This window comes from Leisingera sp. ANG-Vp, assembly GCF_000813725.1.
Taxonomy (GTDB): Bacteria; Pseudomonadota; Alphaproteobacteria; order Rhodobacterales; family Rhodobacteraceae; genus Leisingera.
Map to the genome: position 1 here is coordinate 134,244 of NZ_JWLD01000002.1, position 21,571 is coordinate 155,814.

Annotated in this window: 20 protein-coding genes; 15 read left to right on the forward strand and 5 right to left on the reverse strand. The window is 60.2% G+C overall.

What is annotated here, in order from left to right:
* Positions 1-97: 97 nt before the first annotated feature.
* From RA20_RS00815 to phoB, 6 genes are all read left to right on the forward strand, one after another.
* Positions 98-1,153: a substrate-binding domain-containing protein gene (locus tag RA20_RS00815; protein WP_039123702.1), complete on the forward strand. Its 1,056-nt coding sequence runs from the start codon at positions 98-100 to the stop codon at positions 1,151-1,153.
* A gap of 110 nt (positions 1,154-1,263) precedes the next feature.
* Entirely contained in the window at positions 1,264-2,736 is a 1,473-nt protein-coding gene (gene pstC, locus RA20_RS00820; protein ID WP_039123703.1) for a phosphate ABC transporter permease subunit PstC, read from the forward strand.
* Positions 2,736-4,091 (forward strand): phosphate ABC transporter permease PstA, encoded by a 1,356-nt coding sequence (gene pstA / locus RA20_RS00825; RefSeq protein WP_039123704.1) that lies wholly within the window; start codon positions 2,736-2,738, stop codon positions 4,089-4,091. Before pstC ends, pstA begins: the two co-directional genes overlap by 1 nt.
* A gap of 14 nt (positions 4,092-4,105) precedes the next feature.
* Entirely contained in the window at positions 4,106-4,903 is a 798-nt protein-coding gene (gene pstB, locus RA20_RS00830; protein WP_039123705.1) for a phosphate ABC transporter ATP-binding protein PstB, read from the forward strand.
* A gap of 17 nt (positions 4,904-4,920) precedes the next feature.
* Positions 4,921-5,631 carry a phosphate signaling complex protein PhoU gene (phoU, locus tag RA20_RS00835; protein ID WP_039123708.1) on the forward strand — a complete coding sequence of 237 codons (711 nt, stop codon included), beginning with the start codon at positions 4,921-4,923 and terminating at the stop codon, positions 5,629-5,631.
* A 3-nt stretch (positions 5,632-5,634) separates the two neighbouring features.
* Positions 5,635-6,324, forward strand: coding sequence for a phosphate regulon transcriptional regulator PhoB (gene phoB / locus RA20_RS00840; protein WP_039123709.1), 690 nt, complete (start codon positions 5,635-5,637; stop codon positions 6,322-6,324).
* A 64-nt stretch (positions 6,325-6,388) separates the two neighbouring features.
* Here the strand turns inward: phoB and RA20_RS00845 are convergent, their stop codons facing one another.
* Positions 6,389-7,300 carry a LysR substrate-binding domain-containing protein gene (locus tag RA20_RS00845; protein WP_039123710.1) on the reverse strand — a complete coding sequence of 304 codons (912 nt, stop codon included), beginning with the start codon at positions 7,298-7,300 and terminating at the stop codon, positions 6,389-6,391.
* A 98-nt stretch (positions 7,301-7,398) separates the two neighbouring features.
* Between RA20_RS00845 and RA20_RS00850 the strand changes: the two genes are divergently transcribed.
* On the forward strand, positions 7,399-8,619 hold the full coding sequence (locus RA20_RS00850) for an acyl-CoA dehydrogenase (RefSeq protein WP_039123711.1): 1,221 nt from the start codon (positions 7,399-7,401) through the stop codon (positions 8,617-8,619).
* A gap of 652 nt (positions 8,620-9,271) precedes the next feature.
* On the opposite strand, the gene RA20_RS00855 is transcribed toward RA20_RS00850, so the two are convergent.
* Positions 9,272-10,822, reverse strand: coding sequence for a trimethylamine methyltransferase family protein (locus RA20_RS00855; protein WP_039123712.1), 1,551 nt, complete (start codon positions 10,820-10,822; stop codon positions 9,272-9,274).
* A gap of 638 nt (positions 10,823-11,460) precedes the next feature.
* Between RA20_RS00855 and RA20_RS26025 the strand changes: the two genes are divergently transcribed.
* The 5 genes from RA20_RS26025 (at position 11,461) to RA20_RS00880 (ending at position 16,678) form a co-directional block, all read left to right on the forward strand.
* A complete protein-coding gene (locus tag RA20_RS26025) occupies positions 11,461-11,781 on the forward strand; it encodes a hypothetical protein (RefSeq protein WP_241482186.1) in 321 nt (106 codons plus the stop codon).
* Positions 11,782-12,014: 233 nt separating this feature from the next.
* Positions 12,015-12,596 carry an outer membrane protein gene (locus tag RA20_RS00865; RefSeq protein WP_039123716.1) on the forward strand — a complete coding sequence of 194 codons (582 nt, stop codon included), beginning with the start codon at positions 12,015-12,017 and terminating at the stop codon, positions 12,594-12,596.
* Between the two features lie 299 nt (positions 12,597-12,895).
* Entirely contained in the window at positions 12,896-14,278 is a 1,383-nt protein-coding gene (gene cysS / locus RA20_RS00870) for a cysteine--tRNA ligase (RefSeq protein WP_039124027.1), read from the forward strand.
* Positions 14,278-15,912: a citramalate synthase gene (gene cimA / locus RA20_RS00875; RefSeq protein WP_039123718.1), complete on the forward strand. Its 1,635-nt coding sequence runs from the start codon at positions 14,278-14,280 to the stop codon at positions 15,910-15,912. The genes cysS and cimA overlap by 1 nt, the downstream gene beginning before the upstream one ends.
* Positions 15,902-16,678, forward strand: a complete 777-nt coding sequence (locus RA20_RS00880) for a squalene/phytoene synthase family protein (RefSeq protein WP_039124029.1) — start codon at positions 15,902-15,904, stop codon at positions 16,676-16,678. Before cimA ends, RA20_RS00880 begins: the two co-directional genes overlap by 11 nt.
* Positions 16,679-16,735: 57 nt before the next feature.
* Here the strand turns inward: RA20_RS00880 and RA20_RS00885 are convergent, their stop codons facing one another.
* A complete protein-coding gene (locus RA20_RS00885) occupies positions 16,736-17,953 on the reverse strand; it encodes an MFS transporter (RefSeq protein ID WP_039123719.1) in 1,218 nt (405 codons plus the stop codon).
* A gap of 95 nt (positions 17,954-18,048) precedes the next feature.
* Between RA20_RS00885 and RA20_RS00890 the strand changes: the two genes are divergently transcribed.
* Positions 18,049-18,708, forward strand: a complete 660-nt coding sequence (locus RA20_RS00890) for a DNA-3-methyladenine glycosylase family protein (RefSeq protein ID WP_241482187.1) — start codon at positions 18,049-18,051, stop codon at positions 18,706-18,708.
* Positions 18,705-19,370, forward strand: a complete 666-nt coding sequence (locus tag RA20_RS00895) for an alpha/beta hydrolase (protein ID WP_039123720.1) — start codon at positions 18,705-18,707, stop codon at positions 19,368-19,370. The genes RA20_RS00890 and RA20_RS00895 overlap by 4 nt, the downstream gene beginning before the upstream one ends.
* Positions 19,371-19,517: 147 nt before the next feature.
* Here RA20_RS00895 and RA20_RS00900 read toward each other — a convergent pair whose 3' ends face one another.
* Positions 19,518-19,940 carry a VOC family protein gene (locus RA20_RS00900; RefSeq protein WP_039123721.1) on the reverse strand — a complete coding sequence of 141 codons (423 nt, stop codon included), beginning with the start codon at positions 19,938-19,940 and terminating at the stop codon, positions 19,518-19,520.
* A gap of 12 nt (positions 19,941-19,952) precedes the next feature.
* Complete coding sequence (locus tag RA20_RS00905; protein WP_039123722.1) at positions 19,953-20,606, reverse strand: pseudouridine synthase; 654 nt, start codon at positions 20,604-20,606, stop codon at positions 19,953-19,955.
* A 218-nt stretch (positions 20,607-20,824) separates the two neighbouring features.
* On the opposite strand from RA20_RS00905, the gene RA20_RS00910 reads away from it, so the two are divergent.
* Positions 20,825-21,409 (forward strand): HNH endonuclease, encoded by a 585-nt coding sequence (locus RA20_RS00910; protein WP_039123724.1) that lies wholly within the window; start codon positions 20,825-20,827, stop codon positions 21,407-21,409.
* The last annotated feature ends 162 nt before the right edge of the window (positions 21,410-21,571 follow it).

Here is a 21,571-nt window from a genome sequence, read left to right on the forward strand (position 1 = left end):
TTACACTGCCGTCACAAAAGCCTCATCAGACGCTCTTACGAGAGGCCCCAAGATCATCGTGGGGGTGATCGAACATAGAAACTCAAGGAGACAAGAGATGTCCTTTGTGAAACTGACCGCATCCGCTCTGGCGATTTCCGCCGTATCTGCCACCGCAGCCGCTGCGCGTGACCAGGTTCAGGTTGCCGGTTCGTCCACCGTTCTGCCCTATGCCTCGATCGTGGCGGAAGCCTTTGGCGAGAACTTCGACTTCCCGACCCCGGTTGTGGAATCCGGCGGCTCCTCGGCAGGCCTCAAGCGGTTCTGCGAAGGCGTCGGCGAGAACACCATCGACGTGGCGAACGCCTCGCGCAAGATCAAGGACAAGGAACTCAAGGCCTGCGCCGAAAACGGCGTGACCGACATCATCGAAGTCCGCATCGGCTATGACGGCATCGTCTTTGCCTCCGACATCAACGCGAACGGCTATGAGTACACCCCGACCGACTGGTTCCTGGCGCTGTCCGACAAAATCCTGGTCGACGGCCAGCTGGTCGACAACCCGAACCAGACCTGGGCCGACGTGAACGCCAGCTTCCCGGCCGTCGACATTCAGGCCTTTGTTCCGGGCACCAAGCACGGCACCCGCGAAGTGTTTGAAGACAAAGTGATCCTGGCCGGCTGTGAAGCCACCGGCGCGTTTGAGCACCTGCTGGCGCAGGCCGAAGGCGATACCGACAAGGCCAAGCACAAAGCGGCTGAGAAAGCCTGTATCGCTCTGCGCACCGACGGCAAGTCGGTCGATATCGACGGCGACTACACCGAGACCCTGGCCCGCATCGAAAGCAACAAAGACGGCATCGGCGTCTTTGGCCTGGCGTTCTATGAGAACAACACCGACAAGCTGCAGGTCGCAACCATGTCCGGTATCGTTCCCTCGACCGAGTCGATCGCAACCGGCGAATACCCGGTGTCCCGCCCGCTGTTCTTCTACGTGAAGAAAGCCCACATCGGCGTGATTCCCGGTCTGAAAGAATACGCCGAGTTCTTCGTCGCTGACGAAGTTGCGGGCGAAGACGGCCCGCTGGCCGAATACGGCCTGGTGTCCGATCCGGAACTGGAAGGCACCCAGGAAGCCGTTGCCAACGAAGATGTCATGGGTGGCAATTCCTAACCGCCCCGCGATAGATTGAATTGCGCCGGGGCGGAGTTGTCTGCCCCGGCGCTGTTGTACCCGGTACCCGACGCTGTTTCCCTTTCCGTCACCGCCTATCGGAGCCCTCCATGCCCACTATCTGGCTCGTTGCTCTCCTGCTCGCCCTGGCCGCCGCAGGATTTTACTGGGGCCGCGCCCGCGCGCTCCGCACCGCCGGGGGCGATGCAAAAGACCTGCATTCGCTGCCTTCCTATTACGGCTACCATGTCGCGCTGACCTCCTTTGTGCCGGCCATTGCGGTTCTGGCTATCTGGCTGCTGGCCCAGCCGCTGTTCATCGAGAACCGCGTCTCCGGCATGATCCCGGCCGCGGCAGTGCCCGAAAACTCCACCCTCGGCCTGGTGATGAGCGATGTGCGCCGGGTGGCCGAGGGGCTGGACCTGGCGGTCGAGCAGGGGCTTCTGACCCGGGCTGAGGCCCGCGATCTCAGCAGCGGCAGCCAGGATGTACGGGCCCTGCTGGGCGAGGTTGGCGTGGCCTTGGGCAACGATGTGCGCCCCGAGGTGCTGACCGCGGCGCAGGCCTTCCGCAACCTCTCCAATACCGGCAAGACTGCAATGTCGGTGGTTGTGGCACTGCTGGCGTTTGGCGGGTTTGCCTGGGCTTACAGCAAGACCCACAAGGATTTCCGAGCCCGCAACGTTGTCGAGCGCGGCGTCTTGGCGCTGCTGATCCTCGCGGCCTCGCTGGCGATCCTGACCACTGTCGGCATCGTTTTGTCGATGCTGTTTGAGACCAAGAACTTCTTTGGCCTGCACAGCTGGACCGATTTCTTCTTCGGTTCCACCTGGGCACCGAACTTCCGCGGCGACAGCGAGCTGTCGATCCTGCCGCTGCTGTGGGGCACCCTCTACATCTCCTTTATTGCTCTGCTGGTCGCGGTGCCGGTTGGCCTGTTTGCAGCCATTTACCTGTCGGAATACGCCAGCAACGCGGTGCGCTCCTTTGCTAAGCCGCTGCTGGAGATCCTCGCAGGCATCCCGACCATCGTTTACGGCCTGTTTGCACTGCTGACCGTTGGCCCGGCCCTGGCTGGCTTGTTCGCAAAGGGCGGCCTTCTGGGCGTTGAATGGATGGCAGGCGCCACCTCGGTGCTGACCGCGGGCCTGGTGATGGGCATCATGCTGATCCCCTTCGTCTCCTCGCTGTCCGACGACATCATCAATGCGGTGCCGCAGGCGATGCGTGACGGCTCCCTGGGCCTTGGCGCAACCAAATCGGAAACGGTGCGCCAGGTGGTGATGCCGGCCGCGCTGCCGGGCATCGTCGGCGCCGTGCTGCTGGCAGCTTCGCGTGCCATTGGCGAAACCATGATCGTGGTGATGGGGGCTGGGGCAATTGCCAAGTTCTCAGGCAATCCGCTGGAGTCGATGACCACTATCACCACCCGGATCGTCAGCCAGCTGACTGGCGACACCGACTTTGCCAGCCCCGAAACCCTTGTTGCCTTTGCCCTGGGCCTGACGCTCTTTGTCCTGACCCTCGGCCTGAACGTCCTGGCGCTCTACATCGTGCGCAAATACCGGGAGCAGTACGAATAATGACTGACCTGAGCCAAAACACTGCGTCCGAGCCCCGCAAACACGGCGGTTCGCTGCTGGAGCAGACCCCGCGCACCAAGAAACGCAACGCCGCCGAGAAGCGCTTCCGCGCTTATGGCATTGCCGCCATCGCGGCCGGCCTTGTGATGCTGATCATCCTGGTCACCACCATTGTCGGCAAAGGCACCGGTGCCTTCCAGCAAACCTTCATCACGCTGCAGGTGGAACTGCTGGAAGCGAAGCTCGACAAGAAGGGCGAGCGCAATATCGAGGATATCAAGAAGGTCACCACCTTCGGCTACGCCCCGATCATCAAAGGTGCGGTGGCCGCTGCGGTTGAAGAGCTGGGCATTGAGACCAGCCTCAAGCCCAAGAATCTGGCAGGCATCCTGTCCAAGGATGCCGCCGCCCAGCTGCGCGAATACGTGCTGGCGAACCCGGATCAGATCGGCCAAACGGTTGAGTTCCGTTTTCTCGCCTCAAGCCGGGTCGATGGCTACATGAAAGGCCGCGTGCATCGCGAGAGCATCGGCAAGGACAAGAACATCTCGCCGGAACAGCTTGATCTTGTTGACGCATTGGCCGCTGCCGGTGTGCTGGAGAAGACCTTTAACCTGGACTTCATTCTGGGTGCCGATGCCTCTGACGCGCGCCCTGAAGCGGCCGGCATGGGCGTCTCGATGCTGGGCTCGCTGTTCATGATGTTTGTGGTGCTGGCGCTGGCGCTGCCGATCGGCGTTGCCGCCTCGATCTACCTTGAAGAATTTGCGCCGCAGAACTGGCTCACCGACATGATTGAGGTGAACATCTCCAACCTTGCTGCGGTGCCTTCCATCGTGTTCGGCATCCTCGGCCTGGCGGTCTTCATCAACTACATGCACCTGCCGACCTCGGCGCCGCTGGTGGGCGGTCTGGTGCTGACGCTGATGACCCTGCCGACCATCATCATTTCGACCCGCGCCTCGCTGAAGTCGGTGCCGCCGTCGATCCGCGATGCAGCTCTGGGTGTTGGCGCCTCGAAAATGCAGGCTGTGTTCCACCACGTGCTGCCGCTGGCTGCACCAGGCATCCTGACCGGCACCATCATCGGCCTAGCGCAGGCGCTGGGAGAGACCGCGCCTCTGCTGCTGATCGGCATGGTTGGCTTCATCGCCTCCAACGCGCCGGAAACCCTGGCCGACGGCCTGCTGGCCCCGAACTCGGCCATGCCCGCGCAGATCTATGAATGGGCCAAACGCGCCGACCCGGCCTTCTATGAGCGCGCCTGGGGCGGCATCATCATCCTTCTCATCTTCCTGGTGACCATGAACACGCTGGCCGTGATCCTGCGACGCCGCTTTGAACGCCGCTGGTAAGGGGGCATAGTGTAATGAACGACATGACCTTGATGGAAAAGACCGTGGACACTCAGAAAATCAAAATCGCCGCCAAGGATGTGAACGTCTACTATGGCGACTCCCACGCGATCAAAGACGTGAATGTCGAGATCGAGGACAAGACCGTCACTGCCTTCATCGGCCCTTCGGGCTGCGGCAAGTCGACCTTCCTGCGCTGCCTCAACCGGATGAACGACACGATCGACATCTGCAAGGTGAAGGGTGACATCCTGCTGGACGGCGAAGACATATATGACAAGCGGGTCGACCCGGTGCAGCTGCGCGCCAAGGTGGGCATGGTGTTCCAGAAACCGAACCCGTTCCCGAAGTCGATTTATGACAACGTGGCCTATGGCCCGCGGATCCACGGCTTGGCCAAGAACAAGGCAGAACTGGATGAAATCGTGGAGAAATCTCTGCGCCGCGGTGCCATCTGGGACGAGGTGAAAGACCGTCTGGACGCCCCCGGCACCGGCCTGTCCGGCGGCCAGCAGCAGCGCCTGTGCATCGCCCGTGCCGTTGCCACCGAACCGGAAGTTCTGCTGATGGACGAGCCTTGCTCGGCACTGGACCCCATCGCCACCGCGCAAGTGGAGGAGTTGATCGACGAGCTGCGCAGCCGCTATTCGGTGGTGATCGTGACCCACTCGATGCAGCAGGCTGCCCGAGTCAGCCAGAAAACCGCGTTCTTCCACCTCGGCAATCTGGTGGAATTTGGCCTCACCGGCCAGATTTTCACCAACCCCGAAGATCCCCGCACTGAAAGCTACATCACCGGCCGGATCGGCTGATCTATAGGAAAATCAACATGGTAGAGCAGCATATTGCATCCGCTTTCGACCGCGATCTGGAGGCGATTCAAGCCCGGATCATGAAAATGGGCGGCCTGGTAGAAGACGCCATCCGCGAAGCCGCAAAGGCCTTGGAAACCCGCGACGAGGAGCTGGCTCTGGAAGTCCGTCAGGCGGACAAGGCCATCGACGGTCTGGAAGAGCTCATCAACGAGGAAACCGCCCGGCTGATCGCTCTGCGCGCGCCCGCGGCCTCGGACCTCCGCCTGGTGCTGTCGGTGCTGAAGATCGCCGGCAACCTGGAACGCATTGGCGACTATGCCAAAAACATGGCCAAACGCACCGGTGTTCTGGCTCAGGGCCCCAGCACCAGCGAAGGCGCTGCGGCGCTGCGCCGGATGGCACGTGAGGTGGAGCGGATGCTGAAAGATGCACTCGACTCCTACATCCAGCGCGACGTGGAACTGGCTGCAGATGTCATCGCCCGCGACCGTGATGTTGACCAGATGTACAACGCCCTATTCCGCGAATTCCTGACCCATATGATGGAAGACCCGCGCAACATTTCGGCCTGTATGCATTTGCATTTCATCGCAAAAAACACCGAACGCATGGGCGACCATGTGACGTCGATTGCCGAGCAGGTGATCTATCTGGTCACGGGCGAAAAGCCGGAAGAAGACCGCAAGAAAGCCGATACCACCTCAACCACGGCGCAGGAGATCTGACCCATGGCTGCCGATCAGCCCACCGTTCTGGTTGTCGAAGACGAACTGGCGCAGCGGGAAGTGCTGGCTTACAACCTCGAAGCTGACGGGTTCCGCGTGATCCGCGCTGAACATGGCGAGGAAGCGCTTCTGGTGGTGGAAGAGGATATGCCGGACATCATCATCCTTGACTGGATGATGCCGAACCTCTCCGGCATCGAAGTTTGCCGCCGCCTGAAAACCCGGCCCGAAACCCGCAACATCCCGATTATCATGCTGTCGGCCCGGTCCGAGGAGGTGGACAAGGTCCGCGGCCTGGAAACCGGCGCCGACGACTATGTGGTCAAACCGTACTCGGTGATTGAGCTGATGGCGCGGGTGCGCACCCAGCTGCGGCGGGTCCGGCCGTCCACCGTGGGTGTGCGGCTGGAGTATGACGACATCGTGCTGGACGCGGAAACCCACAAAGTCAGCCGTGCCGACAATCCGCTGAAGCTGGGGCCAACGGAATTCCGTCTGCTCTCCACTTTCATGGAGAAGCCGGGCAGGGTTTGGAGCCGTGAGCAGCTCTTGGACCGTGTCTGGGGACGCGACATCTATGTCGATACCCGTACCGTGGACGTCCATATCGGCCGGCTGCGCAAGGCACTGACCCTGCACGGTGGCAGCGATCCCGTGCGCACTGTCCGCGGCGCTGGCTACGCGCTCGGCTGACAAAACGGCATCAGGGGGGACAGGCGGTGCACGCATGTCACCCCCCTATTCCTTTTCCAATCAGTTATCGAGGCAGCGGATCCTCAGGCTGCGCCTTGCCTGCCAGCCACTCCCGGAATTTGACTAGCGCCGGTGCTCCGGATTTCCGCTCCGGCCAAACCAGATAATAGGCGCCCTCGGTCTCGGCTGCTTCCCCGTGCAAGGCCACCAGGCGCCCTGTCGCCAGGTCTTGCTCCACCAGGTAATCCGGCATCAACGCCACCCCAAGCCCGTGCAAGGCGGCTTGAGTGATGGTTGCGAATTGATCATAGATTGTACCGCTTAAATCCTCCTTTGCGCTGATGCCCTTGCGTTCAAACCAGTCGCCCCAGGCCGTTGTGCGGGTTTGAATATGCAGCAGCGGTAATTTCAGAATGTCTTCCGGTGCGCTGATGGATCGGCCTTCCAGCAGCCCTGGCGCGCAGACCGGCAGCAGTTGTTCGTGCTTGAGCAGCAGCGACCGCGTGCCCGGCCAATCAGCGTTGCCAAAATGGATAGCTGCATCAAAGGGTTCGGTGGCAAAGTTGAAAGGCTCCAGCCGGGTTGACATGTTGATGGTCACATCCGGATGCAGCCGGGCAAACTCCGGCAAGCGCGGCATCAGCCAGCGCATTCCAAAAGCGGGCAGAATGGCCAGGTTCAAGGTCCCGGCCAGCGGCGCTGCCTGCAGCCGCAGGGTTGACTGGACAATCTGGTTCAGCGCCTGCCGGATTTCGGCTGCATAATCCTGAGCCTCGGAGGTTAATGTCAGCCGCTTCTGGTCCCGTTGCACCAGCTCCATCCCCAACTGCTTCTCAAGCGTTTGCAATTGCCGGCTGACGGCGCCTTGGGTCAATGCAAGCTCCTCAGCGGCAGCAGAGGCGCTGCCCAGCCGGTCAAGTGCCTCCAGGGCGCGTAAGGAAGAAATGGAAGGCAAAAACCGCCGTGGTGTGCTCATGTATGAGTGTTTCGCATATATGTTTGCCAAAGTCTCGCTGTTTTTCCCGGTAACCTCCCGTTAGGGTTCTGTCCAATTCACATCCGAAAGGCAGGACAATGACCGACACTCCCGAACTGCGCGCCAAGGATGCGCCGGACCTGGGCCGTTTCACCTGGGAAGATCCTCTGCGGCTGGACGATCAGCTGACCGAAGACGAACGCATGATTGCCGCATCGGCCCGCAGCTATTGCCAGGAAAAGCTTCAGCCGCGTGTCCTAAGTGCCTATGAAAATGAGGAAACCGATCCGGAGATCTTCCGCGAGATGGGCGAAATGGGTCTGCTTGGCACGACCATTCCGGAACAATACGGCGGCCTGGGCGGCAACTATGTGTCCTATGGTCTGGTGGCGCGCGAAGTGGAGCGTGTCGACAGCGGCTACCGGTCTATGATGTCGGTTCAAAGCTCGCTGGTTATGTATCCTATTTACGCATACGGCAGCGAAGAGCAGCGCCAAAAGTACCTGCCGAAACTGGCCGCAGGCGAGTGGATTGGCTGCTTTGGCCTGACCGAACCGGATGCCGGCTCCGATCCCGCAAGCATGAAGACCCGCGCCGAGAAAATCGAGGGCGGTTATAGGCTTACGGGGTCCAAGATGTGGATCTCCAACGCACCGATTGCAGATGTCTTTGTTGTCTGGGCAAAATCCGAGGCCCACGGCGGCAAGATTCGCGGTTTTGTGCTGGAAAAGGGCCTGAACGGTCTCAGCGCACCGAAGATTGAAAACAAAGCGTCGCTGCGGGCCTCGATTACCGGCGAAATCGTGATGGACGGCGTTGAAGTCGGCGAGGATGCGCTGCTGCCGCACGTGCAAGGCCTCAAAGGTCCCTTTGGCTGCCTCAACCGTGCGCGCTATGGCATCAGCTGGGGCGTGATGGGGGCTGCCGAGGCCTGCTGGCACGCGGCACGGCAGTACGGGCTGGACCGCACGCAATTCGGCCGTCCGCTGGCCAATACTCAGCTGTTTCAGCTCAAACTTGCCAACATGCAGACCGAAATCACCCTGGGCCTGCAAGCCAGCTTGCGCGTCGGGCGGCTGATGGACGAGGCCAATGCTGCGCCGGAGATGATCTCGATCATCAAGCGCAACAACTGCGGCAAAGCGCTGGAGATTGCGCGCCATGCCCGTGACATGCATGGCGGCAACGGCATCAGCCTCGAGTTCGACGTGATCCGCCACATGGTGAATCTGGAGACAGTGAATACCTATGAGGGCACACATGACGTGCATGCTCTGATTCTGGGCCGGGCCCAGACCGGTTTGCAGGCCTTTTTCTGACCAGCCCATGCAGCGCAAAGTTTTGCTTTGTGCTGCATTTCTGCAAAACAGATTTGTGTTTCTGCAAAATCCAGCGGTCGGGGAGAATCTGCAAAGACTTCCGGCCGCAAAGCATGCTTAAAAGAACCTGTTTTGTATCCCAAACAGTAAACGCCGGCGGCGGCATATGTTGAAAACCAACTGGAAACTGAAGGGCTGGTTCGTGAGAAGGTAAACATTGAAACAGCGCTACTGAGTTTGCGCAGCCAAAGTTCCTGAATTCAGCAGCCTGATTGGCAAAACTTCAAACCGTGTCACGCGGCCTGGATATTGCCTGCTGTCTTGCACTTTCGCACAGTTTGGCGGGCACGCTTTATGAAAGACAAACATGTCTCGGCATTTTTGCATGTTCGTTTTGCGCGTTTGCAGAGCCAAATATGCAATGCGCCGGCCTAAATGTAAGGCTCAGCTTTGCAGGAAAGAGGTGTGCGTTAACAGTAGGTTACCACTCTCCAAGGGAAGTTGGAAGCTGGTTTTCTATTGTTAGCAGTCAGATGTCTGAAGTTTGTACCTTCCCGCCTGGCGCCAGTCCAACGCTTGGCAGAAGGGGGTCCGCCAACAGAAAACGGGCCGGGGATTGAACCCCGGCCCGCTGTAAAGGGTGCAGCTGCAATTAAGCCGACAAATGAATGTTGAACTTTTCCCGGATCGCCATATCGGTTGCGGCATCAAACCGCGCTGCGGCGCGCTGGGAAAGGATCTGCTCTTTCTTGGCGGTTGCCTTAGCGATCAAATCCGGTTTGTCGAGCTCTGCCCATTCCTTTGGCGAGGTGCGGTCGCCCAGATCGGGGTAGACATAATCCACCTGCATCCGGCTAAGGGTCTGGTCAGTGCCAAGGTAGTGACCAGGGCCGCCGATACAGGTGGCACGCATTTGATCCAGTGCCAGTGTTTCGTCGTTGACCTCGATGCCGCGGACGCAGCGCTGCGCCTGGCCGAGCAGGTCATTGTCGAGGATCAGCGACTCAAGGCAGAAACCGAGCAGCGAGGCGTGCATGCCAGCCGCTTCGTAAACCATGTTTAGACCAGAGAGGCCGGCCATGACGGCAGAGCACATCTGCTCCCAGCCGGCCTGCATATCGGGCAGCTTTGAGTCCGATGCGCCTGCGGCAGCGCCGCCCGGCAGGTTGTAGAACTTGTGCATCTGGGCACAGCCCGCGGTCAGCAGCGCCTGCTCGCCGGAGCCAACGGTCATGGCGCCGGTGCGCAGGTCCAGGCCGAAGGGCCAAGTGCCGACAATGGCCGGGGCGCCCGGCTTTACAGCGTTCACATAAACCAGGCCGGCAAGGCATTCGGCAACCGCCTGGGTGATCGCACCGGCGATGGATGATGGCGCCGTTGCGCCAGCCATGCCGGCAGACAGCAGCAGAACCGGCATGCCGCCCTTGATGCATTCCTCCATCACCTCGCAGGATTCCGTCGCGAATTTCATCGGCGGAACCACAAAGCAGTTGGAGTTCGACACGAAGGGACGCTCGCGCCATTTATCTTCGCCGCCGGCAATCATGTGCAGCAGTTCCAGGCCAGGCTTGACGAAGTCCGGCTCAGTGAACGAGACACCAACATGTTTGGTTGTACCGGCACAGGTGGCGTAGATGGAGTTCAGGTCCATTTCGCGGTTGTCGGGAATGTCGCGGCACACCATCGGCCGCTGTACGAAGTGGATGTTGTCCAGCTGGTCGCAGATGCGCGCGGCGTCGTGCAGGTCCTGCACAGTGGAGTCGCGGTACTCGCGGCCGTGCACGTCGACCATGCTTACTGCCGCGCCTGCGGTGCCGTAGTGGACGCGGCCGCCAGACAGCTCCAGATCGTTCTTGCCGTCGCGGCTGAACAAGGTGACGGAGCGGTTTGCCTTGGCAATGGTGTCTTCGACCAGAGCGCGGGGGAAACGGATACGGCCGTCATCGCCCAGGATCGCTCCGGCGCCAGTCAGGTATTCAATGCCGCTTGGCGGTGCGTCGGCGAGACCGATTTCTTCCAGCGCCGTCAGGGCAGCCTGGTGGATTTTCTCCATATCCGCCTGGCTCAGCATTTTCAGCGCAGAGGATTCCATGCCAGGGCGAACCGGGCGCAGGTGCTCTGGCAGCGCAGCTGCTCTGGCTGCACGGCGCGCGTTGCGCCCGCCGCTGCGTCCAGCGCGGGAGGAGGAGGCTTGATCGTTCATTCTTTGGAGCCTTTCAGGAAGTTGAGTTGAAAATTCTGGAATTCCAACTCAGTGCGGCCGGCCTCTGGCTGCACGACCGCGTGCCGCACCAATGGTGCGGTAGATCAGGCTGACAAAGCAGCGTTCTCCTTGCATGCGGACTCCTGTGTCTTTGCCTGCAATTTGGCACGCGTTTGCGAAGTTTCTAGCACATAAGCGACCATGGTGAAAAAAGCGACATGTTTTTCATGCGGGGGATTTCTTAAGACGGAACACCGGCGTGCGGTCTGTTTGAGTAAAATGTTATTATTTTTAATGGTGTAACCGGAATTTTTAACGCTTTTCAGGGTGAGGGGTTCTTGGCAGTCTGGCGCCGGGAACCAAATATTAAGCATTAATGGCGATACTGGAGCCCTTGGGGATGGCGCGCTGAAACAGCGCATTTCGAAAAAAGGCACAGCCACATGCCGAAGGTTAGGAAGACCAAAAACTGTCTGGCAATTCCCGCGGCGCTTGCGGTTGCCGCCCTGTCAGCCCAATCCGGATCAGCAGAAGGCTGGGAGCGGCCTGAAACTGGCAGCGGTTTTCCGGCGGCAGTTATCTCAACTGATATAGGATCCCGTTCCTTCCAGCTGGCCTACGGCCGTGAAATCGGAGAAATGGTCTTTAGTGGTGAAGTCGTGCGTGCGAACTCAGGCGGGCTGACACGGGCTATGGATGCAGATGAAACACGTCATCTGAGGCTGCTGGCGGGCTATGATTTCGGACCTGCGACAGGATTGGTAAGCCTTGGGCGGCTGCAAGCACGCTCCTCCAGCGGCAAACGCGACGGTCTGCTTTTGGGTCTGGGAATGCGGGTCTCTGTCAACCGGGCTTTGCAGCTGACCGGAGAACTTCTGCATCATGAGGCTGAACCGGTTCATGACGGCGGCAGGCAGCGGGGCGAAACGCTTTCGGTGAGCGCGGCGTTCCGGTTTTAAGCAACCTGGCACAAGCCTTGCTTCGCTAGGGAGCTATCTTCAGAATTTCAATAGCTTGGCGGAAACCCGCTTGTGCAATCCGGCGGAAATGCGCAGATTCCGAGTGCATTTCGGCCAGTCACTGCCAGTTCAGAGGACGTGATTGCAGGGGCTCTGGAAGTTCCTGTTCCAAGACCTTTTGTAGCCTTCACCGGCGCACAGCCTGCGCCGGGACTGCAAAAGGAGAAGTCTGAATGACTCGTTTCGTAGCTATGACAGCCATCGCCACCGTTTTGGGCAGTGCGGCATTTGCCGGCAATGTGAGCGAGCCGGCAATTGAACCCGCGCCCGCACCGGCGCCTGTGCCGGTGGCCAATGACGGCGGCGATTGGACCGGATTTTACCTGGGCGGCCAGGTCGGCCAGCTGGATGCGGATGCCAGCAGCGGCGCGTCCGGAGACGATACCGCATATGGTATTCACGGCGGGTACAACCATGATTTCGGCCGCTTCGTCCTGGGGGGCGAACTCGACTATGATTCAACGGACCTGGATCTGGGCGGCGGCGCGACCATCGACTCCGTGGCCAGGGCCAAGGTGAAGGCAGGTTATGATTTCGGCAATGTGCTGGCCTATGTCACGGGCGGTGTCGCCGAAGCTGACAGCTCGCTTGGCAGCGAAACCGGCGAGTTTTATGGTGTCGGCCTGGCCTACCAGGTGACCGACCAATGGCAGATCGGCGGCGAAGTGCTGGAGCATAACTTTGATGAGTTCGGCAGCTCGGGCGTTGGATCCGATGCCACCTCTGTTTCACTGCGCGCATCCTTCAAGTTCTGAACGGACTGAGGTGAGGGCGCAGCACTCCTGTTCCGCTGCGCCCCTGGCCGCCCGGCCTGAGCCCAAGACAGGCGGGGCGGCCTTTGCATTTTATGGTAAATGCCTTGGCTGGGCTGCAATCGCGTGGTAAGCAGCCTTTATGAACCAGATCTGCACCACCATTATCTGCTGCATTACCTGCTGACATATCAGCGGGCTGGTTTCTGTCGTTTTCATTTCCTTGACAAGTTGCTAAGCCCGCGCTGCGCGCAAAGGGTGATGCCGGTCTGTTTTGGCTGGGCATGGAAAAGGAACCGGGCATGGAAACCAAGGACAGAGTGATCAAGCTGCAAAACACGAAGACCCGCAAGAAAGAGGTCTTTGAGCCGATCGACGCCAGCAATGTGCGGATGTATGTCTGCGGCCCCACGGTTTACGACCGGGCCCATCTGGGCAATGCGCGCCCGGTGGTTGTATTCGACGTGCTCTACCGGCTGCTTCGCGAATTTTATGGCGAAAACCAAGTGACTTACGCGCGAAACTTCACGGATGTTGATGACAAAATCAATGCCCGCGCAGCAGAAAGCGGGCGCCCGATTGGCGATATCACGGCAGAAACCACCCAGTGGTTTCTGGACGACATGGGGCAGCTGGGCGCGCTGGAACCCAATCACATGCCGCGGGCAACCGAGTATATTCCGCAGATGGTGGCGATGATTGAGGATTTGATCGCCAAGGGGCACGCCTACGCTGCCGAAGGCCACGTGCTCTTTGCCGTCGACAGCTGGAAAAACGGCTATGGCAAACTGTCCGGACGGTCTGTGGATGACATGATCGCCGGCGCCCGCGTGGAAGTGGCCCCTTACAAGAAGAACCCGATGGATTTTGTCTTGTGGAAGCCATCCACGGACGACCTGCCAGGCTGGGACAGCCCTTGGGGCCGCGGGCGTCCGGGCTGGCACATCGAATGCTCGGCAATGTCCTATGAACTGCTGGGCGAGACCTTTGACATTCACGGAGGCGGCAACGACCTGATGTTCCCGCATCATGAGAATGAGATTGCGCAGAGCTGCTGCGCCCATCCGGAAGGCGAGTTTGCGCGGTTCTGGCTGCACAACGAGATGCTGCAGGTGGAAGGCAAGAAGATGTCCAAGTCGCTGGGCAATTTCTTTACCGTGCGCGACCTGCTGGACCAAGGATACCCGGGCGAGGTCATCCGCCTGGTGTTTCTGCAAACCCACTACCGCAAGCCGATGGATTGGACCGACAAAAAAGCCAAGGAGGCTGAGGCAACCTTGCGCAAGTGGCGTGCGCTGACCGCGGGCATCGAGCCCGCGTCCAGCGCTGCTGCCGCGGTCCTGGAGGCTCTGGCGGATGACCTCAACACCGCAGGAGCCATAGCTGAACTGCACAAGCTGGCAGCGGCAGGCGATGCTGAGGGGCTGCTGGCATCGGCACAGATGCTGGGATTGCTGACAGGCGAAATGGGAGCCTGGCTGGCTGCATCTTCTATCGACCTTTCTGCCCACGAAGCGCGGTTGTTCGAAACGCGTCAGAAGGCAATGGAAAGCAAGGATTTTTCCGAAGTGGACAGGTTGAAATCCATCTATATCGACGCTGGGTTGGAAGTTCGGATGAGCAAGGCCGGCGTGGAGCTTGTCCCCGGCGCGGGCTTTGATCCAGACAAGCTGGAGGCGCTTTGATGGGCAAGGAACGCCTCTATCTTTACGACACCACCTTGCGGGACGGGCAGCAGACCCAGGGGGTGCAATTCTCGACCGCCGAAAAAAAGCAGATCGCCCAGGCGCTTGATGACCTAGGTATCGACTACATCGAAGGCGGCTGGCCGGGCGCCAACCCGACCGACAGTGCGTTTTTCAGCGAGGCGCCCAAAACACGCGCGACCATGACGGCTTTTGGAATGACCAAGCGGTCCGGCCGCTCCGCCGGCAATGATGACGTTCTGGCTGCGGTGATGAATGCCGGCACCCAGGCGGTCTGCCTGGTGGGCAAGAGCCACGATTACCACGTGACCCATGCGCTGGGGATCGAACTGGAGGAGAACCTCGACAACATCCGTGCTTCGGTGGCTCATATCGTGGCCCAAGGGCGCGAAGCGCTGTTTGATGCCGAGCATTTCTTTGACGGCTACAAAGACAATCCGGACTATGCTCTGGCGGCCTGCCGTGCGGCTTTAGAGGCGGGGGCGCGCTGGGTGGTGCTGTGCGATACCAATGGAGGTGCGCTGCCAGCAGAGGTGAGCCGGATTGTCAGCGACGTGGTTGCGGCTGGAATCCCGGGTGAGAAGCTTGGCATACACACCCATAATGACACGGAAAATGCCGTTGCCTGCTCTCTGGCCGCGGTTGATGCCGGCGCCCGGCAGATCCAGGGAACGCTGAACGGTCTGGGCGAACGCTGCGGCAACGCCAACCTGACGGCGCTGATCCCGACACTGCTTCTGAAGGAGCCGTATGCCAGCCGCTTTGAGACCGGCGTGAGCGGCGACGCGCTGGCCGGCCTGACCAAGATCAGCCGGACCTTGGACGACATTCTGAACAGGGTTCCGGTCCGGCAGGCGGCCTATGTGGGCGCTTCCGCCTTTGCCCACAAGGCCGGGCTGCACGCCAGCGCGATCCTCAAGGATCCTACGACTTATGAGCATATCGACCCTGGGCAGGTTGGTAACGCTCGCGTCATTCCGATGTCCAATCAGGCCGGGCAGTCCAATCTTCGCAAACGGCTGGCAGATGCCGGCCTGAGCGTGGAAAAGAGCGACCCTGCGCTGGCCCGGATCCTGGAGCGGATCAAGCGGCGCGAGACTGACGGCTATTCCTACGATACTGCCCAAGCCTCCTTCGAGTTGCTGGCGCGGGAAGAACTGGGGCAACTGCCCGAGTTCTTTGAGGTCAAGCGCTACAAGGTCACCGTTGAGCGCCGCAAGAACAAGTACAACCGGATGGTCAGCCTTTCGGAGGCGGTCGTCGTGGTGAAGGTTGACGGCGAAAAACGCTTGTCTGTCAGTGAGTCATTGGATGAAACCGGCAGCGACCGGGGGCCGGTGAATGCTTTGGCCCGCGCTCTCATCAAAGATCTTGGCCGCTATTCAGCGCAGCTTGAAGACATGCGGCTTGTCGACTTCAAGGTGCGGATTACCCAGGGCGGCACTGAAGCGGTGACGCGGGTGATTATCGACAGTGAGGACAGCCAGGGCCGCCGGTGGTCTACCGTTGGCGTCAGTGCGAACATAATCGATGCGTCTTTTGAGGCGCTGCTGGACGCGATCAGGTGGAAGCTGATCCATGACGGTGCGGCAGGGCAGGCGGATGCAGTTTGACGCCGACCTGACGGCCTGCGCGGATCTGGTTCAGCAAGGCGATCCGGACCGTTTCCTAGCCACAATGGCCGCGCCGGTGGAGGCGCGGCCGCTGCTGTTTGCGCTTTATGCTTTCAATATTGAGCTGGCCCGGGCGCCCTGGGCCAGCCAGGAAAGCATGATTGCCGAGATGCGGGTGCAGTGGTGGCGTGATGCCGGGGCAGAAATTGCCGAAGGCAAAACGGTCCGCCGCCACTATGTTGCGACACCTCTGGGCCGGCTGCTGAAGCCGGATCTGGCCGCTTGCATCGATGATATGGCTGAAGCGCGCCGATGGGACATCTACAAAGATCCCTTTGACGATCAGGCGGAGTTTGACCGCTACATAGATCGCACCAGCGGTTCGCTGATGTGGATGGCTGCGGCTTCACTTGGGCCTGCTGATGAAGAGGCTGTGCGGGAATTCGCCTATGGGGCGGGCATCGCAAATTGGCTGCGGGCGATCCCGGAGCTGGAAGCCCAGAAACGGATTCCGCTTTTAGATGGAACCCAGGAAGGTGTGCAAGCTTTGGCGCGTAAGGGTTTGGAAAAGATCCAAAATGCTAAATCCAAGCGCAACAGCATTTCAAAACCGGCAGCGCCGGCGATGCTGGCAGGATGGCAGGCGGAAGCTGTATTGCACCAGGCAATCTGCCAGCCTGAACGAGTAGCACAGGGATTGCTTGGTCAAAGCGAGATCAGGCGTAAGGCAAGCCTGATGTGGAAGGCCGCTTCGGGCCGCTGGTAATAAGACCTGCATTCTCCGGCAAAGGCGCCCATTGGGAGCCTTTGCCGCCAGTATGGGTTAGGCCTCCTTTGGCCGCAGAACCAGCCACATCAAGGCACCGCCAGCCAGAACAAGGAACGGGCCCATGGCCAAGTTGACCGCGCTCCAGCCGTCCACCGGATTGCCGCCCGAGCAGTTCATCAGACCGCCGGAGGCCAGGGACGCCATGGTAACCCCGCCAAACACCAGGAGATCGTTCAGCCCCTGCATACGGCCTTTCTCATGGCTGTCATGGGCACCGGCCAGCATGGTTGTTGCGCCGATGAAGCCAAAGTTCCAGCCCACGCCCAGAAGAACCAGTGCGATAAAGAAGTTCTCCAGGTCAACGCCTTGCAACGCGACGGCGCCAGCGCCTGCCAGGATGACCAGACCGGCGGCCACGATTTTTTCCACGCCGAAACGGGCAATCAGATGCCCGGTGAAGAAAGACGGCACATACATCGCCAGCACGTGGGAGGTGACCACATCCGCAGCGTTGCCCTCGGTAAAGCCGCAGCCGACCACCGCCAGCGGTGTCGAGGTCATGACCAGGTTCATCAATGCATAAGACACCATGGCGCAAATGACAGCCACAGCGATGACAGGGGTTTTCAGCAGCTCCATGCGGCTGCGGCCCTTGGGGCTGTCTTCACTGGGGGCAGGCGGCTTGGGGATGTCCAGAAACAGAAACAAAGCTGCTCCCAGAACGTTCACGGCGATTACCGCCAAGTAGGTGCCCAGGAAGGGGACAACAAAGGCCTGGCTGGTGGCCTTGACCAGCTGGGGGCCGATGATCGCGGCGGCAAGCCCGCCGGCCATGACGTAGGAAATCGCCTTCGGCCGGAATGTTTCAGAGGCAGTGTCGGCTGCAGCAAAGCGGTAAAAGCCATGTGCGCTCATGTAGACGCCGGTCAGCAAGCTGCCCAGCAGGAAGATGGGAAAAGACCCCAGGTAAAGCCCGTATGCTCCGACGAGGCCGCCAAGCGCGCCGAAGGCAGCACCAACAAAGAAACCTGCCCGGCGTCCCCAGCGTTGCATGATGGCGGAGATTGGCGTTGCTGCAAGCATCGAGCCGCCAACGATCAGCGAGATCGGCAATGTTGCAAAGCAGGGGTTGGAGGCCAGGGACTGGCCGGCAAGCCCGCCAATGGTAAAGATCATTGGCATCTGTGCGCCAAGGATCGCTTGCGCCAGCACCAGGATGGCAACGTTTTTCTTGGCGACCGCGTCGCTGGGGGTGGTCATGCTCATGGTCATGTGGGATGCGTAGCTGTGAATATGTTCAGGGGCAAGCCGCCGGGACGCCGTGAGCGATCACGCTTTCTTTCAGGCGGCGGTGCAGGGGAAGTAACGTGGCGTCAGAGAAGCGGACCTTTGTTCCCGGGATCGGGCGGATCATTCAGTGCGATGATTGCGTTTCCGAAGGGGCGGATTGGCTGGCTGAAAGCGATAGCCGCTTTGCAGATGCACTGAAGCTGACGGGTCCGCTGCCGCTCAGACGCAGACCTGAAGGCTTCGCCCAGCTTTTGAGTGCGATTGTCAGCCAGCAGGTGAGCGTGGCCTCAGCCAACGCGATCTGGAAACGGATGCAGGACGCCAAGCTGACCGGACCGCGCAAGATTATGTGGGCGTCCGATGATGATTTGCGCGCGGCCGGTTTGAGCCGCCAGAAGATCCGATACGCCCGCGCATTGGCAGAAGCGCGTATCGATTTCAGTGCGTTGCGCAATGCTCCTGATGATCAGGTCATAGCCACTTTGGTGCAGGTGCCTGGTATCGGTGTCTGGACAGCCGAGATCTACGCCATGTTTTCGCTGGGGCGGGCTGACGTGTTTGCTCATGGCGATCTGGCGTTGCAGGAGGCGGCGCGGGTGCTGTTTGATTTGCCGGAACGGCCAAAAGAACGGCAGATGCGGCAATTGGCCGAGGCGTGGTCGCCCTGGCGTTCGGTTGCGGCGCGCATTCTCTGGGCCTATTACCGGGTGGCGAAGGACAGGGAAGGGATCCGATGACTCGTGTACTCAATGCCGGCCGTAAGGAACCGGTCTCCGGCGACACCCGCTCGATTGTGGTGTTCCTGCATGGCTATGGCGCAAACGGTGCCGATCTGCTGGGGCTGGCTGATCCGCTGGGCGAACACCTGCCGGATACATTGTTTGTGGCACCTGACGCGCCTGAGGCCTGCGCTGGTGCGCCGTTCGGCTTTCAGTGGTTTCCGATCCCTTGGATTGACGGGTCTTCGGAAGAAGAAAGCATGCGCGGCATGCAGGCGGCTGTCGAAGATCTGAACGCATTCCTGGACGCCCTGATGGTTGACGAGGACGTGCTGCCTGAGCAGGTGGTCCTTTTCGGGTTCTCGCAAGGCACAATGATGAGCCTGCATGTGGCGCCGCGGCGCGAGGATCCGGTTGCGGGGATCGTTGCGTTTTCCGGGCGTCTGCTGGCACCGGAATTGCTGAAGGATGAATTGGTCAGCAAAATGCCGGTATTGCTGGTGCATGGCGATCAGGACGATGTGGTTCCGGTGCAGTCGCTGCCGCAGGCGGCTGAAGCTCTGCAGGAGGCTGGTTTCCAGGACGTCTTTGCGCATATCCAGAAAGGCACTGCGCATGGTATTGCACCGGATGGCCTAAGCGTTGCGCTGGCGTTCATGCGGGACAAACTGAGCCTGTGAGCCCGCGCTGATCCGGCCGCTCCCGGCCTTTTGCTGCCCTATCGGCGTTGGGGGCACACCTGGCCGGGTCCAGCGCCGCGGATGCACAGAAGTTTCTTGAATAGAATTAGGCCGGAAAAGTCGAATTCTCCGGCCCCTCAAAGTTTGTCAGTAATCCCACAACTGCGGTTCTGAAATCTCCAGCGAGTTGCCAGCAGGGTCCCGGAAGTAAATCGACCGGACGCCATGAGGCCAATCGAACTCTGCCTCGATGGCTATGCCTGCTTCCAGCAATCGTGCACGCATCTGCAGCAAGTCTTTGCGCGGTTGAGCAAAACAGACATGCCCGGGGCCGCGGGCGCCATGGGGCGGGACCGGCAGCTGCGGGTTCCCCGGCGGCTTCACGGTCTCTTCGGCATTGAAAAGAAGAAGGACAGAAGCTCCGCAGCGGTAGAATAGGTGGCGGTTCCCTATGCGCTGTATCTGTTCAAGACCCAGAGTGCCGCCGTAGAACTCTTCTGCGGCATCAAGGTCATCCACATAAAGGGAAGCTTCAAGAATTGCTTTGGGTGCAGGGGCTTGCGAAACCATGAGGGCAGGGTATCAGCGCCGCCGCGGCCTGTCACCCTGCGCACTGCGGGAGCCGGAACCCTTTGGCTTGCGCGGCGGTTTCTGTGATGGTTTGGGCGGGCCAGGCACGCGCGGGGGATCCAGGTCCTCCCACGTGCCTTGCGGCAGGCCGTCCAGGGTCCAGGCGCCAATGCTATAGCGGATCAAGCGCAGCGTAGGATGCCCGGCTGCTGCCGTCATCCGCCGGACCTGGCGGTTTCTGCCTTCGCGGATGGTAAGTTCAATCCAGCTGTCCGGAACGGTTTTCCGCACCCGGACCGGCGGCGTCCGCGCCCAGAGGCCGGGTGGTTCGGGGATCAGTCTGGCCTTGGCGGGCTTAGTTATTCCGTCTTTTAATTCAATGCCTTCGGACAGTGCCTTAAGAGCTGACTCATCCGGGACTCCCTCCACCTGAACCCAATAGGTTTTCTCCATCTTGTGTTTGGGGTCGGTGATCCAGGACTGCAGCCGGCCGTTGTCGGTCAGCAGCATCAGGCCTTCGCTATCCCTGTCAAGGCGGCCGGCGGCATAGACGCCCGGGCAGTCGATAAACTTGCTTAGAGTCGGCCGCGGGCTGTCCTGGCTGCCGCGGTCGGTGAACTGCGGCAGGACATCATAGGGTTTGTTGAAGCGGATCAGGCGGGTCATGGCTAGCCAATAGGCCGGAGCAGATGGCAAGGCAAGCGGGCAGCTTGTGGATAACTGTCACGGGCGTGTCACGGAATCACCATAGTCAAACTGCGACATATTGTGGATCATCAGGGCTTGTCAGGCGCTAACCACGATATATAGTCAAAGTTAGGCTGGGGCGGGTTCCCCGCTCTGGTTCCGGGAAACGGAAGATCAGGGCGAGGAAGACGTTCACGATGGATGGCGATTTCAGGGCAGAGTTTGTCAGATCTCCAGGGGCGCTGAAACAGCACCCGGCGCTGGTACTGAACGCGGATTACCGGCCGTTGTCCTATTACCCCTTGTCATTGTGGTCCTGGCAGGACGCGGTCAAGGCTGCCTGGCTGGACCGTGTGGCCATCGTGGCCGAATACGACGAGGTGGTGCACAGTCCGAGTACCGAGATACGAATACCGTCTGTGGTCGTTCTGAAAGATTATGTGAAACCTCAAAAGCGCGTGGCCTTCACGCGCTTTAATTTGTTTTTGAGGGATGAATTCCGCTGTCAGTACTGCGGCAGCAAGGGGGAGCTGACCTTCGACCATGTGGTGCCGCGCGCGGCAGGCGGTGTGACCAGCTGGGAGAATGTCGTGGCGGCTTGCAGCCCATGCAATTTGAAAAAGGGCTCAAAATCGCTGCACCGGGCGGGGATGTCGCTGCGCAAGCCTCCACGCCGTCCAGGAGCCGAGGAATTGCGCAATACCGGCCGCAAGTTCCCGCCGAACCACCTGCACGAAAGCTGGATGGACTTCCTTTATTGGGATACCGAGCTGGATGCTTAACGGCCTATTGTAAGGCGTTGACAAAACAGGTTTCCGGCCTCTTCAGCCCCGTGTTTCTCCCAAACGGGCGGCAGATATTCAGATCCCCTTGAACGCTGCCTGCACGGCCTGACGGAAGCAGGCAAAGACTGAAAAGGCCGGAGATGCCGGCGGCCTCGGTTC

What these genes read in the sequence shown, in the direction of transcription:
- RA20_RS00815 (WP_039123702.1), top strand. Translation starts at nt 98, where the DNA reads ATGTCCTTTGTGAAACTGACCGCATCCGCTCTGGCGATTTCCGCCGTA.
- pstC (WP_039123703.1), top strand. Translation starts at nt 1,264, where the DNA reads ATGCCCACTATCTGGCTCGTTGCTCTCCTGCTCGCCCTGGCCGCCGCA.
- pstA (WP_039123704.1), top strand. Translation starts at nt 2,736, where the DNA reads ATGACTGACCTGAGCCAAAACACTGCGTCCGAGCCCCGCAAACACGGC.
- pstB (WP_039123705.1), top strand. Translation starts at nt 4,106, where the DNA reads ATGAACGACATGACCTTGATGGAAAAGACCGTGGACACTCAGAAAATC.
- phoU (WP_039123708.1), top strand. Translation starts at nt 4,921, where the DNA reads ATGGTAGAGCAGCATATTGCATCCGCTTTCGACCGCGATCTGGAGGCG.
- phoB (WP_039123709.1), top strand. Translation starts at nt 5,635, where the DNA reads ATGGCTGCCGATCAGCCCACCGTTCTGGTTGTCGAAGACGAACTGGCG.
- RA20_RS00845 (WP_039123710.1), bottom strand. Translation starts at nt 7,300, where the DNA reads ATGAGCACACCACGGCGGTTTTTGCCTTCCATTTCTTCCTTACGCGCC.
- RA20_RS00850 (WP_039123711.1), top strand. Translation starts at nt 7,399, where the DNA reads ATGACCGACACTCCCGAACTGCGCGCCAAGGATGCGCCGGACCTGGGC.
- RA20_RS00855 (WP_039123712.1), bottom strand. Translation starts at nt 10,822, where the DNA reads ATGAACGATCAAGCCTCCTCCTCCCGCGCTGGACGCAGCGGCGGGCGC.
- RA20_RS26025 (WP_241482186.1), top strand. Translation starts at nt 11,461, where the DNA reads ATGGTCTTTAGTGGTGAAGTCGTGCGTGCGAACTCAGGCGGGCTGACA.
- RA20_RS00865 (WP_039123716.1), top strand. Translation starts at nt 12,015, where the DNA reads ATGACTCGTTTCGTAGCTATGACAGCCATCGCCACCGTTTTGGGCAGT.
- cysS (WP_039124027.1), top strand. Translation starts at nt 12,896, where the DNA reads ATGGAAACCAAGGACAGAGTGATCAAGCTGCAAAACACGAAGACCCGC.
- cimA (WP_039123718.1), top strand. Translation starts at nt 14,278, where the DNA reads ATGGGCAAGGAACGCCTCTATCTTTACGACACCACCTTGCGGGACGGG.
- RA20_RS00880 (WP_039124029.1), top strand. Translation starts at nt 15,902, where the DNA reads ATGCAGTTTGACGCCGACCTGACGGCCTGCGCGGATCTGGTTCAGCAA.
- RA20_RS00885 (WP_039123719.1), bottom strand. Translation starts at nt 17,953, where the DNA reads ATGACCATGAGCATGACCACCCCCAGCGACGCGGTCGCCAAGAAAAAC.
- RA20_RS00895 (WP_039123720.1), top strand. Translation starts at nt 18,705, where the DNA reads ATGACTCGTGTACTCAATGCCGGCCGTAAGGAACCGGTCTCCGGCGAC.
- RA20_RS00900 (WP_039123721.1), bottom strand. Translation starts at nt 19,940, where the DNA reads ATGGTTTCGCAAGCCCCTGCACCCAAAGCAATTCTTGAAGCTTCCCTT.
- RA20_RS00905 (WP_039123722.1), bottom strand. Translation starts at nt 20,606, where the DNA reads ATGACCCGCCTGATCCGCTTCAACAAACCCTATGATGTCCTGCCGCAG.
- RA20_RS00910 (WP_039123724.1), top strand. Translation starts at nt 20,825, where the DNA reads ATGGATGGCGATTTCAGGGCAGAGTTTGTCAGATCTCCAGGGGCGCTG.